The following is a 13,104-nucleotide window of genomic DNA, read 5'->3' as shown; positions in this document are numbered from 1 at the left end:
GACTCATTCGCGCAGCGGGCGCCCCTCGCTGTCGGGCACCTTGCCGGTGAGCATCAGGATGCCGTCGATGATCGTCCAGATGGCGCCGATACCGCAGGTCAGCCAGAAGACCGCGATCTGCGCGATGGCGATACCGGTGTAGCCGGTGTAGAAACGGCCGACACCGAACGCGCCGAGGAAGATCTGCAGCAGGCCCGCAACCAGCTTCTGCTTGTCCGAGAACGGGACGCCGAACTGGTCGCGGCCGTAGGGCGCTTCCGGGTCGTTCGGGTTGTAGCCCTGCGGGCCGTACTGGGGTGGGTAACCGCCCGGCTGCTGGCCGTAGGGGTTGGGCTGGCCGTACTGCGGCTGGGCGTACGGGTCGGCGGGCGGCTGGCCGAACTGCGGCTGGGCGTAGGGGTCGGACTGCTGGGCGTCGAACTGCGGGAGCGCCGCGGTGTCCTGCGGCTTGTTGAGGTCCGGCCCTGTCCCGGGCGGACCGTACTGCGGCCCACCGAATCCTGGGTTGTTCTGCTGGTAAGGGTCGGTCACTGAATGTCCTCCTCATTCGTGCGGGCACCCGCTGCCCGGCATTGATCGATCTGCCGAGCGGGGATGCTCGCGACGATCACGAGACATTCTGGTCGGATCGGTGCGTTTTGTCGCCCCGTAACCCTCGGCACTCCCCGGGGTTATCTACCGCGGACATGTCGCTGTTATCGACGGCCGGAAATTCGTAGCAACTCGAATGGGCGGCCTCGGGCGGTGCCGCCGCGTAATCGGCGGCGGCACCGTCCAATTCAGGACTTGTCGGTATCCGCGACTTTTTTCGACGCGGTGGTGGTCTCGTCCGAGTCGGTGCTCGCGTCCGCGTCGGTGCTGGTCGAGGTGTCGGCGGTGTTCTTCTCCGCGACGTCGGCTGTTTCGCTCGACTCCGCCGCGAGTTCGTCCGTCGCGGTCGCGCCGTCGGTTTCCGCCGAATCCTTTTCCAGCACAACCGTGTCCGATTCCGCGGACGCCGCACCCGCCGCCCGCAACGCACCGATCTGCCACGGCCACGGCCGGCGCTCCGTCGACGGTTGCAATTGTTCGGGGGCCTCGCGGCCCTTGGTCGCGAACACGAAATAGGCGATGGCCGCGAGGAATACGATTGCGGAGGTGAACGAGTTGATGCGGATTCCGGCGAGCTTGGTGGCCTCGTCGTCGCGCATCAGCTCGACGAAGAAACGGCCGAAGCTGTAGCCCGCGACGTACAGCGCGAACAGGCGTCCGTGCCCGATCCGGTAGCGCTTGTCCAGCTGCACGAGCAGCACCACGATCAGCACGTTCCAGATCAGCTCGTACAGGAACGTGGGGTGCACGACCTTGTCGACGACGCCGTTGGAGACGCCGTTCATCGCGTCCGGCTTCAGGTTGTCGTCGTAGCGGAAGTAGATCTCCAGACCCCACGGCAGGTCGGTGGTGCGACCGTACAGCTCCTGGTTGAAGTAGTTGCCGAGACGGCCGATCGCCTGCGCGAGCAGGATCGGCGGCGCGATGGCATCGCCCAACGCGGGCAACGGGATTCGGTACACCCGGCAGCCGATCCAGGCACCGACGCCACCGAGCAGCACCGCGCCCCAGATGCCGAGGCCACCGTTCCAGATCTCCAGCGCGGCTTTGGGGTCACCGTCGGGGCCGAAGTACTTCTGCCAGTCGGTGGCGACGTGGTAGAGCCGGCCGCCGACCAGGCCGAACGGCACCGCGAACATCGCGACGTCCAGGATCGCGCCCTGTTGGCCGCCGCGGTCGCGCCAGCGCCGTTCGCCCCACCAGATGGCGACGACGATGCCGAGGATGATGCACAGCGCGTAGGCCCGCAACGGGAATGGACCGATGTGCCACACGCCCTGCGGGGGGCTGGGTATGTACGCCAGGACTTGTAAGGTCACGGGGCCACCGTAGCGGAGAACCGCGGCGACGCTGGAACCACCGCACCGTGGCGGTCACCGTACACCGTAGGAATCACCACCGGCGGTGGCGGTTCCTACGAGGCGACGGTCGCCGAGCGCACGCCCTCGGCCAGCTCGGCGGTGAGCGCGCGGACCGCGTCCAGGCTCTCGCCCGCGGCGCTGACCAGTGCCGAACCCACGATGACTCCGTCTGCGTAGGAAGCGATTTCGGCCGCCTGCGCGCCCGAGCGGACGCCGAGGCCGACGCCGATCGGGATGTCGGAGTGCGCCCGGATGCGCGCGCACAATGCGGGCGCGGCCGAGGACACCACGTCGCGGGCGCCGGTGACGCCCATGGTCGAGGCCGCGTACACGAAGCCGCGCGACGCTTCCAACGTCTTGACCAGACGCTCCTCGGTGGAGGACGGCGCGACCAGGAAGATGCGATCGAGGTTGTAGGTGGACGAGGCGACGAACCAGTCGTCGGCCTCCTCCGGAATGAGGTTCGGCGTGATGATTCCGGCGCCACCCGCCGCGGCGAGGTCGCGCGCGAAGTTGTCGACGCCGTACTTCAGCACCGGGTTCCAGTAGCTCATCACCACGGCCTGACCGCCCGCCGAGGTGATCGCCTCGACGACGGAGAACACGTCGCGCACCCGCACACCGCCGCGCAACGCCTGATCGGCGGCGGCCTGGATGGTCGGGCCGTCCATCACCGGATCGGAGTAGGCGACGCCGACTTCGACGATGTCGCAACCGGATTCGACCATGGCGCGACAGACCTCGATGGAACCGGCCAGGTCGGGATAGCCCGCGGGCAGGTAGCCGATGAGCGCGGCGCGACCCTCACCACGTGTCGCGGCAAAGGTATTGGCGAGACGGGACTGCTGGCTCACTTTTGCTCGTCCTTCTCATCGATCAACCCGAACCAGCGCGCCGCCGTGTCCATGTCCTTGTCACCGCGACCGGACAGGTTCACCAGGATGATCGAGCCGGGGCCGAGTTCCTTGCCCAATTGCAGCGCGCCCGCGACGGCGTGTGCGGACTCGATCGCCGGGATGATGCCCTCGCTGCGGCTGAGCAGCAGCAGGGCGTCCATCGCCTCGGTGTCGGTGATGGGACGGTACTCGGCGCGGCCGATGTCCTTGAGCAGCGCGTGCTCGGGGCCGACGCCGGGGTAGTCCAGACCGGCCGAGATGGAGTGCGAGTCGATGGTCTGGCCGTCCTCGTCCTGCAGCAGGTACGAGTAGGCGCCTTGGAACGCGCCGGGCGTGCCGCCGGTGAAAGTGGCCGCGTGCCTGCCTGTTTCGACGCCGTCACCGGCCGCCTCGTAGCCGACCAGCCGAACGTCGGGGTCGTCGAGGAAGGCGTGGAAGATGCCGATGGCGTTGGAGCCGCCGCCGACGCAGGCCACGACCGCGTCGGGCAGCTGCCCGGTGGACTCCTGCACCTGCACCCTGGCCTCCAGGCCGATGACCCGCTGGAAGTCGCGCACCAGCATGGGGAACGGGTGCGGGCCCGCGGCGGTGCCGAAGCAGTAGTAGGTGTCGTCGGCGTTGCTGACCCAGTCGCGCAGCGCCTCGTTGATCGCGTCCTTGAGCGTCTGCGACCCGGTGGTCACCGAGACGACCTCGGCGCCGAGCAGCCGCATCCGCGCCACGTTCAGCGCTTGCCGTGCGGTGTCGACGGCGCCCATGTAGACGACGCAGTCCAGGCCGAGCAGCGCGCAGGCGGTCGCGGTGGCGACGCCGTGCTGACCGGCGCCGGTCTCGGCGATGACCCGGGTCTTGCCCATCCGCTTGGCGAGCAGCGCCTGGCCGAGCACATTGTTGATCTTGTGAGAACCGGTGTGGTTCAGGTCTTCCCGCTTGAGCAGGATGCGCGCGCCGCCCGCATGCTCGGCGAGCCGGGTGCATTCGAACACCGGCGACGGGCGACCGGTGTAGTCGCGCTGCAACCGGTCCAGCTCGTTGAGGAAGTCCGGGTCGAGCCGGGACTTCTCGTACATCGCGGTGACGTCCTCGATGACCGCCATGAGCGCCTCGGGGACGTGCCTGCCGCCGTAGACGCCGAAGTGGCCGCCGGTATCGGGTTCGTGCGCGCTGCGGTGCGCGACGCCGTCGCTGGCCTTGGGTAGCTCCGTCACTCCCGTCACCGGCCCCGCCGCGCCGGCTTCGGGCAGGACGGGTGGGTGCCCGCGGTGACCAGCTCGGACACGGCCGCGCGGGGATCACCGCTTGTCACCAGGCCTTCGCCGACGAGAACGGCGTCCGCGCCCGCCCCCGCGTAGGCGAGCAGGTCGGCGGTGCCGCGGATGCCGGATTCGGCGATCCGGATGACCTCGGTGGGCAGGCCGGGCGCGATCCGGGCGAACACGTCCCGATCGACCTCGAGCGTCTTGAGATTGCGGGCGTTCACGCCGATCACCGAGGCGCCTGCCTCGAGCGCGCGATCCGCCTCTTCCTCGGTGTGCACCTCGACCAGCGCGGTCATGCCGAGCGACTCGGTGCGGTCGATGAGCGAGGAGAGCACGTCCTGCTCGAGCGCCGCGACGATCAGCAGGATCACGTCGGCGCCGTGCGCGCGGGCCTCGTGGATCTGGTACGGCCCGACGACGAAGTCCTTGCGCAGGATCGGGATGTTCACGGTGGCGCGCACCGCGTCCAGGTCGTCCAGCGACCCGTGGAAGCGCCTGCCCTCGGTGAGCACGCTGATGATCCGCGCGCCGCCGTCCTCGTACGCCTTGGCCAGGCTGGCCGGGTCGGGGATGTCGGCGAGTTCGCCCTTGGAGGGGCTGGCCCGCTTCACCTCGGCGATGACGCCGATGCCGTCTTCGAGCAGGGCCGCGCGTGCGTCGAGCGGGCTTGCCGCCGCCGCGGCGGCCGCCTTGATCGCCTGGAAATCGAGGAGGGCTTCCCGAGCGGCCACATCCGCGCGGACCCCGTCGAGAATCGAGTCGAGTACCGTCATCTGGCTCGAATCCTTTCTGGGGAGACGGACTTGCTGCCTGAGAATCCCCCCAGGCGCTGTCTCACCGATGCTGACAAAGAATAAATGGACCTACCGGCCGCGTTTGCGCCGGGGCTTGTTGTGGACCAGGCAACCAGTCCGCGCACAAGGTGTGAACCGCCACAGTCGACGCGCGCGAATCGCTCAGCGGACACGTCCGCCTGCCTCACCCGGGTCCGGATCGTCGGTGCGCCCAGCGGAGTTCGCCGTGTCCTCGGTGGGGTCGGTGCCCGCGTCCAACGCGTCCCACAGCACGCGCTCGGACAGCTGGTTCTGCTCGGCGCCCGCGGCCGAGGCACCGGCCCGCTGCTTGCTCACCTGTTCGGTGGCGTCGGCCCTGCGGAAGGCCGGATTGTCGTACTTGCCGGACAGGCGCGCGGTCTCCTGCGGCATCCGGGTCAGCAAGCCGCCCGCCCCGAACGCCGCCAGCGCGCCGAGCAGGGCGAGCACGGCGGGCAGCAGCGACGTGGTCGCCTCCCCCACCTGCGCTCTGGCAGGTAGCTCGGCCAGCTTGGCGGCGCGTTCGGCGATCTTGCCGGAGTTGGTGAGCAGGGCGAAGGCCGGGACCGCGGCCACCGCGGCGACCAAGGCGATGAGCACGCCGAGGGCGCGGCGCAGCCAGCCGCGGGTGGCCAGCACTGCGGCGATGGAGGCCAGCAGCACCAGGGCCAGCGGGGTGAGCGCGCCGAACCAGACACCGCCGTTGAGGCGGTCGGTGCGCGGTTCGGTGAGGCCGTCGGAGGAGGTGACCGTCACCCAGGTCATCCGCGAGGAGCCCCAGAGCGCGACGGCCGCGAAGGCGAGCAGGACGAGCGGGCCGATCGGGGATCTGCGCCGCGGTTCGGGGGTGTCCGCGATCGGGTGGGTGGTCGCCGGGGTGACGAGGTCGGGATCGGGAACAGACGCCCCGGTGCCGGCCGGGTCGGTGTCGCCGCCGGATTCGGCGGCCGTCATGCGTCCTCGCCGTTCGTCGCGCCGTACGCGCGGACCGTCTTCGCCGCGGCGATCGCCTTGAGCACCGCCATCGCCTTGTTGCGCGCCTCGACGTCCTCGTACTCGGCGACCGAGTCGGCGACGATGCCCGCGCCCGCCTGGACGTAGGCGGTGCCGTCCTTCAGCAGCGCGGTGCGGATGGCGATCGCGGTGTCCGCGTCGCCCGCGAAGTCGAGATAGCCGACGACGCCGCCGTAGACGCCGCGGCGGGTGGGTTCGAGCTCCTCGATGAGCTCCATCGCGCGCACCTTCGGCGCACCGGACAGCGTGCCCGCCGGGAAACAGGCGTTCACCGCGTCGAGCGCGATCTTGCCCGCGGCGAGTCGGCCCGACACCGTCGAAACCAGGTGCATCACATGGCTGTACCGCTCGATGTGCCGGTACTCGGTGACCCGCACCGTGCCCGGCTGGCAGACCCGCCCGAGGTCGTTGCGGCCGAGGTCGACGAGCATCAGGTGCTCGGCGTTCTCCTTCTCGTCGGCCAGCAGGCCCTTCTCCAGCAGCAGGTCGTCCTCCTCGGTGGCGCCGCGCCAGCGGGTGCCCGCGATCGGGTGGGTGGTCGCCACCCCCTCCTTCACGGTGACCAGCGACTCCGGGCTGGAGCCGACGATGGAGAACGCGGTGCCGCCGTCGCCGTCGGGCACGTGCAGCAGGTACATGTACGGGCTCGGATTCGACGCGCGCAACATCCGGTACAGATCCAGTGGCGCGCCGTCGTAGTCCATCTCGAAGCGCTGCGAGAGCACCACCTGGAACGCCTCGCCCGCCTCGATCTCCTTGACCAGGCGGCGCACGCCCGCGCCGAACTCCTCGGTGGTGCGCCTGCGCCGGAACTCCGGCTCGGGTCGATCGAAGACCGACACGGTGGACGGTGCGGGGGCGCCGAGCGCCTCGGTCATCCGGTCCAGCCGGACGACCGCGTCGTCGTAGGCCTCGTCGACCCGCTCGGCGGTGCCGTTCCAGTTGACGGCGTTGGCGATCAACGTGATCGCGCCCTCGTGGTGGTCGAAGGCGGCCAGGTCGGTGGCGAGCAGCAGCACCATCTCCGGCAGTTGCAGGTCGTCGAGGGCCAGGTTCGGCAGCCGTTCGATCCGGCGGACCGCGTCGTAGCCGAGGTAGCCGACCATGCCGCCGGTCAGCGGGGGCAGGCCCGGCAGCCGCTCGGTCTTCAGTAGTTCCAAGGTCTCACGCAGCGCCACCAGCGGATCGCCGCCGGAGGGCGCGTCCACCGGGATGTTGCCCAGCCAGGCCGCTTCGCCGTCGACCACGGTCAAGGCCGAGGGGCTGCCCGCGCCGATGAACGACCAGCGCGACCACGATCGCCCGTTCTCCGCCGACTCGAACAGGAACGTTCCCGCCCGATCGTCGGCCAGTTTGCGGTAGGCGGAGAGCGGAGTTTCGGAGTCCGCCAACACCTTTCGGGTCACCGGTACCACTCGATGTTCCGCGGCCAGCTGGTGAAACTGTTCGCGGGTCGTGGTGGTGGGAGTCGACGCGCCTTGCATGGTCACATCATCCCAGGCCACACCGACAGCCGACGCGGCGCACCCCGAGCGGCTGTGCCGATACCGGATTCGACCACCACGAACACATCGGGTCGAAGCCGGCCAAAACCACATCCACCACACCAGTAACAAACTCGACCGCCCGGTTCTCATGCCCCCGATCGGCGTGTGACGGGCGTCTCTACACTCGCTCCGTTCCATCTCGCACGCGGTATCCCATGATCGAGAGGAGACAACTGATGTACCCCTCGCAACCGGAGGGCAGGCACGCCGCCCCGGGCGGTGCGCCGAGCCAGGCCCCACGGATGGTCGGTCTGCAGTCGAAGGCAGGCCCCCAGGGTGCCCCGAATGCACTAGCCACCTTCGTCACCTACGCGAAGGCGCTCGAATCCCTGGACAAGAACCATTTTCCGGACGAATACGCCACACACGCCGACCGCATCAAGGAACTGAAGCCGTTCCTGCGCGCGCACGGCATTCTCGACGTCATGCAGATCAAGAACCCCGAAGTGGCGGCCCTGATCGGCGTTTAGGGCGCAGCCGCGTAGTCCGTCGGCAGGTCAGTTCTGGCCACAGCGAAGGCGAGAGTGCGCAAATGAGCCGCAACGGTGCGGTACCGGGTGCGACATGCGCCCGGTACTGTCCCTTTCTATGCAGACAGGACAGCTCGCTCCCCAGTTCGAGCTCCCCGACCAAACAGGCACGCCGCGTTCACTCGACGCGTTGCTCGCGGACGGTCCACTGGTCCTGTTCTTCTATCCCGCGGCAAACACCCCGGTGTGCACGGCCGAGGCCTGTCACTTCCGGGACGTGGCCGCCGACTTCGCCGCACTCGGCGCCTCGTGCGCGGGGATCAGCGCCGACGGCGTCGACACCCAGGCCGGTTTCGCCGACAAGCAGCGCCTCGGCTATCCCCTGCTCTCCGATCCCGACGGCACGGTCGCCGCGCAGTTCGGCGTGAAGCGCGGGCTGCTCGGCAAGCTGGCTCCGGTGAAGCGACAGACGTTCGTCATCGATCAGGACCGCACCGTCCGCAAGATCATCTCCGGCGAGCTGCGCGCCAACGTGCACGCCGACGAGGCGCTCAAGTTCCTGCGCGACCGCGCGCGGTAGTTTCGCCCACCGGGACGCCCACAGGCCGAAACGCCGAGGCGATCAGCGCGTTTCCGCACACATCCGGCATACGCTGACCTCATGACTGCGACCGACGGACAGCTGCAGCAGAAATCGACCGGGCCGGCCTGGAAGACATGGGCCGTCGGCGGGCTTGCGATGCTCGCCCTCTTGTTCATCGCCTACTTCATCCTGTCCGCCTTCATCCCACGCTGGTGGGCGCAGCGGATCGCGGAGATGGTCAACGGCAGCTTCAGCAAGGGCATCGGCTGGGGCCTGGTCTTCGGCGGCGTGTGTACGGTCGTTCCGCTGTTCCTACTGCTGTTCGCGGTGCGCGTCTGGAGGCGCAAGGGTGGCCGGTTCATGGCGGGCGCGGCGGTCGTCATCGCGGTGCTCGTCGCGATTCCCAATCTGATGACGTTGACCATCGTGCTCGGCGGCAGCAACGCCGCGCATGCGGGACAGCGCATTCTCGATGTCGATGCCCCCGCCTTCCGCGGCGCCACGATGGCGGGCGCGATCGCCGCCGCCGCGGTCTTCCTCGCGGCGCTGTTCCTGGTCGTCACCCGCTGGTGGCGGCGCAGGCATCCGAAGCGGCAGAGCGCGCCGGTTACCCCTGCGGACAGCACCATGACGCGGCCCGACGGTTTGTGAGTGAGCTCACGCTCCTTAGCAACTTCATGACGGGCGAGCGAAGTCGTGGCAAACTCAGAGTCACGGGTGACTGTGAACATGCTTTTCAATAATCGGTAGGCTTACTAACAAAACCACGTCACTTGGCTTGAAAGAAGGCACACAGTGACGAAGTGGCTCGACCCGGTTGAACAACGAGCATGGCGCGCGATTGTTGCGCTGATGACCCGCCTACCAGGCGCTTTGGATACCCAGCTGCAGCGCGAATCCGGGGTCACCCATTTCGAGTATTGGGTTTTGACCCTGTTGTCCGAGGAACCGGGGCATCGGCTGCAGATGAGTGACCTCGCCCACAAAGCAAACGCATCGCTATCACGGCTTTCGCATGTCGTATCGAAGCTGGAACGGATGGGCTGGGCGGAGCGCTCCGCTACCGCCGGGCGCCGTGGCGTGCAGGCGGTACTGACAGACGACGGCTACCACAAGGTCATCGAGGCGGCGCCCGGTTATCTGGACGCGGTGCGCCACCTGGTGTTCGACGGACTGGAGCCGGAACAGACGGCTCAGCTGGCGGAATTGAGCGAGCTGCTCGCCGATCACCTCACCGATGCATTGAGTCGCTCCCCCGGATCCAGCCGAGAAGACCGGCCGACGGAGACCTAGTCAGGCCGGATCTGCCAGCAGGACATCGGAGTCGAAGCAGGTGTGCGTCCCGGTGTGGCAGGCCGCGCCCTCCTGGTCGACCACCAAGAGGATGGTGTCGCCGTCACAGTCGAGCCGAACCTCGTGCACATATTGGGTGTGGCCGGAGGTCTCCCCCTTGACCCAGTACTGCTGGCGCGAGCGCGAGTAGTAGGTCGCCTTGCGCGTCGCCAAGGTGCGGGCCAGCGCCTCGTCATCCATCCACGCGACCATCAGCACGTCACCGGTGCCGCGTTCCTGCGCGACGGCGGCGACCAGGCCCGCGTCGTTGCGCTTGAGGCGGGCGGCGATGGTGGCGTCGAGAGTCATGGGACCGTTATAACAGTCGGACATCGGCGCTCCGCAGGGCGGCCACGGTGTCACTGTCGGATTCGTCGAGCGCGGCGGTCAGCGTGTTGCGGTAGGTGTCGCCGGCGGCCCGAAGCCGTTCGCGCCCTTTGTCGGTGATCACCGTGTAGACGCCGCGCCGATCATCGGGGCACAGATCCCGATAGGCCAGCCCGGCGGCGTCGAGCCTGCCGACCAGCCTGGTCACCGAGCTCTGATTCAGGCCGAGCCGCGCGGACAGGTCCTGCATCCGCAGCTCGCCGTCGGGCGCCTCGGCCAGGAAACCCAGTGCCCTGAACTCCGAGAGCCCGAGGCCGTGCCCACGCTGCACCGCCGCCGCCAACCGACCCTCCACCTGGGCGTGCAGGGCGATCAACCGGTTCCACATCTGCTCGTCGTGCGCACTGTTCGACACCACTTATGTGTACATGCATAATCCAGCGCGCGCAAAGACGGCTCCGAGCCGACCCACGCATGTTCGCCGAGTAGTTGCCAGGTGCCCGCCGCGCGTACCGCGTAGCTGGCGGCCGCGAACGGCGGCCGGTGCCTAGCGGACGACGATGTCCGCCGCGCGCATCGAGTCTTTGACCTGGCCGATGGTCAGCTCGCCGAAATGGAAGACGCTGGCGGCGAGGACCGCGTCGGCGCCCGCTTGGACGGCGGGCGCGAAGTGTTCGACCGCGCCCGCGCCACCGCTGGCGATCACGGGAACCGACACCGCGGCACGGACGGCGCGGATCATGTCGAGGTCGAAACCCGCCTTGGTGCCGTCGGCGTCCATCGAGTTGAGCAGGATCTCGCCGACGCCCAATTCGGCTCCGCGCGTTGCCCATTCGACGGCGTCGAGGCCGGTGCCGCGTTTGCCGCCGTGGGTGGTGACCTCCCAGCCGGACGGGGTGGCGGGTTGCCCGGCCGGAACCGTACGGGCGTCCACGGACAGCACGATGCACTGCGAGCCGAACCGCTCCGACATCTCGCGCAGCACCTCGGGCCGCGCGATGGCGGCGGTGTTCACCGACACCTTGTCGGCGCCCGCGCGCAGCAGCCGGTCGACGTCCTCGACGGTGCGCACCCCGCCGCCGACGGTGAGCGGGATGAAGATCTGCTCCGCCGTGCGGGTCACCACGTCGATCATGGTGCCGCGATCGCCGGTGGAGGCGGTGACGTCGAGGAAGGTCAGCTCGTCGGCGCCCTGCGCGTCATAGGTCGCGGCCAGCTCGACGGGATCGCCCGCGTCGCGCAGGTTTTCGAAGTTCACGCCCTTGACCACCCGACCGGCGTCGACGTCGAGACACGGAATCACGCGTACCGCCAACGTCATCGGATCACCCTTCCTCCGTGGTCGCCGGATCGGCGACCGTGCAGATCATTTCGAGGAGTTCCTCGTGCACGCCCGGCGCGGCGGCCAGCACCGAACCCGAGGTGATGGTCCACGGCTCGCCCGCCAGGTCGGTGACCACACCGCCCGCGGCGCGGATGAGCGCGACGCCCGCGGCGTTGTCCCAGGGGTGGTGGCCGAACACGATGGCCCCGCCGAGCACCCCGGACGCGGTGAACGCCAGGTCGATGCCGGTGGAGCCGTGCATCCGCACGCGGGAGGAGAGCCTGCTGAGCGGGCCGAGCAGATCGAAGCGGAACTGCCCGGGGATCCGGCCCTGCGCGTCCACGTTGAACGCGCCGAAGCCGATCATCGCGTCGGCCAGTTTGCCCTGCGGCAGCGGCGGCAGCGGTTGACCGTTCAGCAGCACCGGGCCGCCGGCGACGGCGGCGTAACGCTGCCCGAGCAGCGGCAGCCAGGTCAGGCCGAGCACCGGCTCGCCCTCGTGCACCAGGGCGAGCAGCATGCCCGAAAGTGGGTGTCCGGACGAGTAATTGAACGTTCCGTCGATCGGATCGAGCACCCACGCGGTGCCCGAGACGAGCTGCGGTCCGCCGAATTCCTCGCCGTGCACCTTGATTCCGGTGCGCTGCTCCAACTGGGCGGAGATGGTGCGCTCCAGCTCCAGGTCGAGTTCGGTGGCGAAGTCGTTGCGGCCCTTGGTCACCGCGCTCGGCGCGCCGACGCCCTCGATGAAGCGGGAGGTGACCGAGTCCAGGATCTCGCGCGCGACCGCGAGCAGTGCCGAGAGGTCCTGGCTCATCTCACCGCGGCCAGCGCCTCGGGCAGCGTGAACCGGCCCGCGTAGAGCGCCTTGCCGACGATCGAACCCTCGACGCCGTCGGGCACCAGTTCGGCGATGGCGACCAGGTCCTCGATGGTGGAGACGCCGCCGGAGGCGATCACCGGCGCGTCGGTCGCGGCGCAGACCTCACGGAGCAGGTCGAGGTTGGGGCCGGTCAGCGTGCCGTCCTTGGTGACGTCGGTGACCACATAGCGGGAGCAGCCGTCGCGCTCCAGGCGCTCGAGCACCTCCCACAGATCGCCGCCGTCGCTGACCCAGCCGCGGCCGCGAAGCCGGTAGTCCCCGTCGATGATGCGCACGTCGAGGCCGACCGCGACGCGCTCGCCGTGCCTGGCGATGGCCTTGGCGCACCACACCGGATCCTCCAGCGCGGCGGTGCCGAGGTTCACCCTGGCGCAGCCGGTGGCCAGTGCGGCCTCCAGCGTGTCGTCGTCGCGGATGCCGCCGGACAGCTCCACTTTGACGTCGAGTTCGCCGACGACCCCGGCCAGCAGTTCGCGATTCGAGCCGCGGCCGAACGCCGCGTCCAGGTCGACCAGGTGGACCCACTCCGCGCCCGCGCGCTGCCATTCCAGGGCGGCTTCGCGGGGGGAACCGTAGTTGGTTTCGCTACCGGCCTCACCTTGTACGAGGCGCACAGCTTCGCCGTTGGCGACATCGACGGCGGGAAGCAATACAAGACTCACGGGCATGAGCCTAGTGGTTAGCTGTGCGCGCCCGGTCTCCGGC

The 13,104-nt window shown here is 69.0% G+C and carries 16 protein-coding genes; 4 read left to right on the top strand and 12 right to left on the bottom strand.

All coding sequences use genetic code 11. The features are described 5' to 3' along the window. Window positions 1–3: 3 nt before the first annotated feature. From ACIHA7_RS17640 to ACIHA7_RS17610, 7 genes are all read right to left on the bottom strand, one after another. Entirely contained in the window at window positions 4–531 is a 528-nt protein-coding gene (locus tag ACIHA7_RS17640; RefSeq protein WP_397290519.1) for an NINE protein, read from the bottom strand. 248 nt (window positions 532–779) lie between these two features. Continuing rightward, the gene (gene lgt, locus ACIHA7_RS17635; RefSeq protein ID WP_397290517.1) at window positions 780–1,910 is read right to left on the bottom strand and encodes a prolipoprotein diacylglyceryl transferase; all 1,131 of its coding nucleotides are present in this window, start codon (window positions 1,908–1,910) and stop codon (window positions 780–782) included. Window positions 1,911–2,005: 95 nt separating this feature from the next. Beyond that, window positions 2,006–2,806, bottom strand: a complete 801-nt coding sequence (gene trpA, locus ACIHA7_RS17630; protein WP_397290514.1) for a tryptophan synthase subunit alpha — start codon at window positions 2,804–2,806, stop codon at window positions 2,006–2,008. Then, window positions 2,803–4,065, bottom strand: coding sequence for a tryptophan synthase subunit beta (gene trpB, locus ACIHA7_RS17625; protein ID WP_397290512.1), 1,263 nt, complete (start codon window positions 4,063–4,065; stop codon window positions 2,803–2,805). The genes trpA and trpB overlap by 4 nt, the downstream gene beginning before the upstream one ends. Continuing rightward, the gene (trpC, locus tag ACIHA7_RS17620; RefSeq protein ID WP_397290510.1) at window positions 4,062–4,880 is read right to left on the bottom strand and encodes an indole-3-glycerol phosphate synthase TrpC; all 819 of its coding nucleotides are present in this window, start codon (window positions 4,878–4,880) and stop codon (window positions 4,062–4,064) included. Before trpC ends, trpB begins: the two co-directional genes overlap by 4 nt. A 183-nt stretch (window positions 4,881–5,063) precedes the next feature. Further along, window positions 5,064–5,873, bottom strand: a complete 810-nt coding sequence (locus ACIHA7_RS17615; RefSeq protein WP_397290508.1) for a TIGR02234 family membrane protein — start codon at window positions 5,871–5,873, stop codon at window positions 5,064–5,066. After that, window positions 5,870–7,417, bottom strand: coding sequence for an anthranilate synthase component I (locus ACIHA7_RS17610; protein WP_397290823.1), 1,548 nt, complete (start codon window positions 7,415–7,417; stop codon window positions 5,870–5,872). The genes ACIHA7_RS17615 and ACIHA7_RS17610 overlap by 4 nt, the downstream gene beginning before the upstream one ends. Before the next feature lie 239 nt (window positions 7,418–7,656). Between ACIHA7_RS17610 and ACIHA7_RS17605 the strand changes: the two genes are divergently transcribed. From ACIHA7_RS17605 to ACIHA7_RS17590, 4 genes are all read left to right on the top strand, one after another. Then, entirely contained in the window at window positions 7,657–7,950 is a 294-nt protein-coding gene (locus ACIHA7_RS17605; protein ID WP_397290506.1) for a hypothetical protein, read from the top strand. Window positions 7,951–8,068: 118 nt separating this feature from the next. Further along, the gene (locus tag ACIHA7_RS17600; protein WP_397290504.1) at window positions 8,069–8,530 is read left to right on the top strand and encodes a peroxiredoxin; all 462 of its coding nucleotides are present in this window, start codon (window positions 8,069–8,071) and stop codon (window positions 8,528–8,530) included. Between the two features lie 81 nt (window positions 8,531–8,611). Continuing rightward, window positions 8,612–9,184 (top strand): permease, encoded by a 573-nt coding sequence (locus ACIHA7_RS17595; protein ID WP_397290502.1) that lies wholly within the window; start codon window positions 8,612–8,614, stop codon window positions 9,182–9,184. Between the two features lie 201 nt (window positions 9,185–9,385). Continuing rightward, window positions 9,386–9,826, top strand: coding sequence for a MarR family winged helix-turn-helix transcriptional regulator (locus ACIHA7_RS17590; RefSeq protein WP_397290500.1), 441 nt, complete (start codon window positions 9,386–9,388; stop codon window positions 9,824–9,826). On the opposite strand, the gene hisI is transcribed toward ACIHA7_RS17590, so the two are convergent. The 5 genes from hisI to priA all read right to left on the bottom strand — a co-directional run bounded on the left by hisI (window position 9,827) and on the right by priA (window position 13,061). Continuing rightward, window positions 9,827–10,174, bottom strand: coding sequence for a phosphoribosyl-AMP cyclohydrolase (hisI, locus tag ACIHA7_RS17585; RefSeq protein WP_397290498.1), 348 nt, complete (start codon window positions 10,172–10,174; stop codon window positions 9,827–9,829). Window positions 10,175–10,181: 7 nt separating this feature from the next. After that, window positions 10,182–10,607: a MarR family winged helix-turn-helix transcriptional regulator gene (locus ACIHA7_RS17580; protein ID WP_397290496.1), complete on the bottom strand. Its 426-nt coding sequence runs from the start codon at window positions 10,605–10,607 to the stop codon at window positions 10,182–10,184. Window positions 10,608–10,739: 132 nt separating this feature from the next. Further along, window positions 10,740–11,513, bottom strand: a complete 774-nt coding sequence (gene hisF, locus ACIHA7_RS17575; RefSeq protein ID WP_397290494.1) for an imidazole glycerol phosphate synthase subunit HisF — start codon at window positions 11,511–11,513, stop codon at window positions 10,740–10,742. A gap of 4 nt (window positions 11,514–11,517) precedes the next feature. Continuing rightward, complete coding sequence (locus tag ACIHA7_RS17570; RefSeq protein WP_397290492.1) at window positions 11,518–12,333, bottom strand: inositol monophosphatase family protein; 816 nt, start codon at window positions 12,331–12,333, stop codon at window positions 11,518–11,520. After that, entirely contained in the window at window positions 12,330–13,061 is a 732-nt protein-coding gene (priA, locus tag ACIHA7_RS17565; protein WP_397290490.1) for a bifunctional 1-(5-phosphoribosyl)-5-((5-phosphoribosylamino)methylideneamino)imidazole-4-carboxamide isomerase/phosphoribosylanthranilate isomerase PriA, read from the bottom strand. Before priA ends, ACIHA7_RS17570 begins: the two co-directional genes overlap by 4 nt. Window positions 13,062–13,104: the final 43 nt, after the last annotated feature.

Source organism: Nocardia sp. NPDC052316 (assembly GCF_044547795.1).
In the GTDB taxonomy this organism is placed as follows: Bacteria; Actinomycetota; Actinomycetes; order Mycobacteriales; family Mycobacteriaceae; genus Nocardia.
This window is presented reverse-complemented; position numbering and strand designations above follow the sequence as displayed.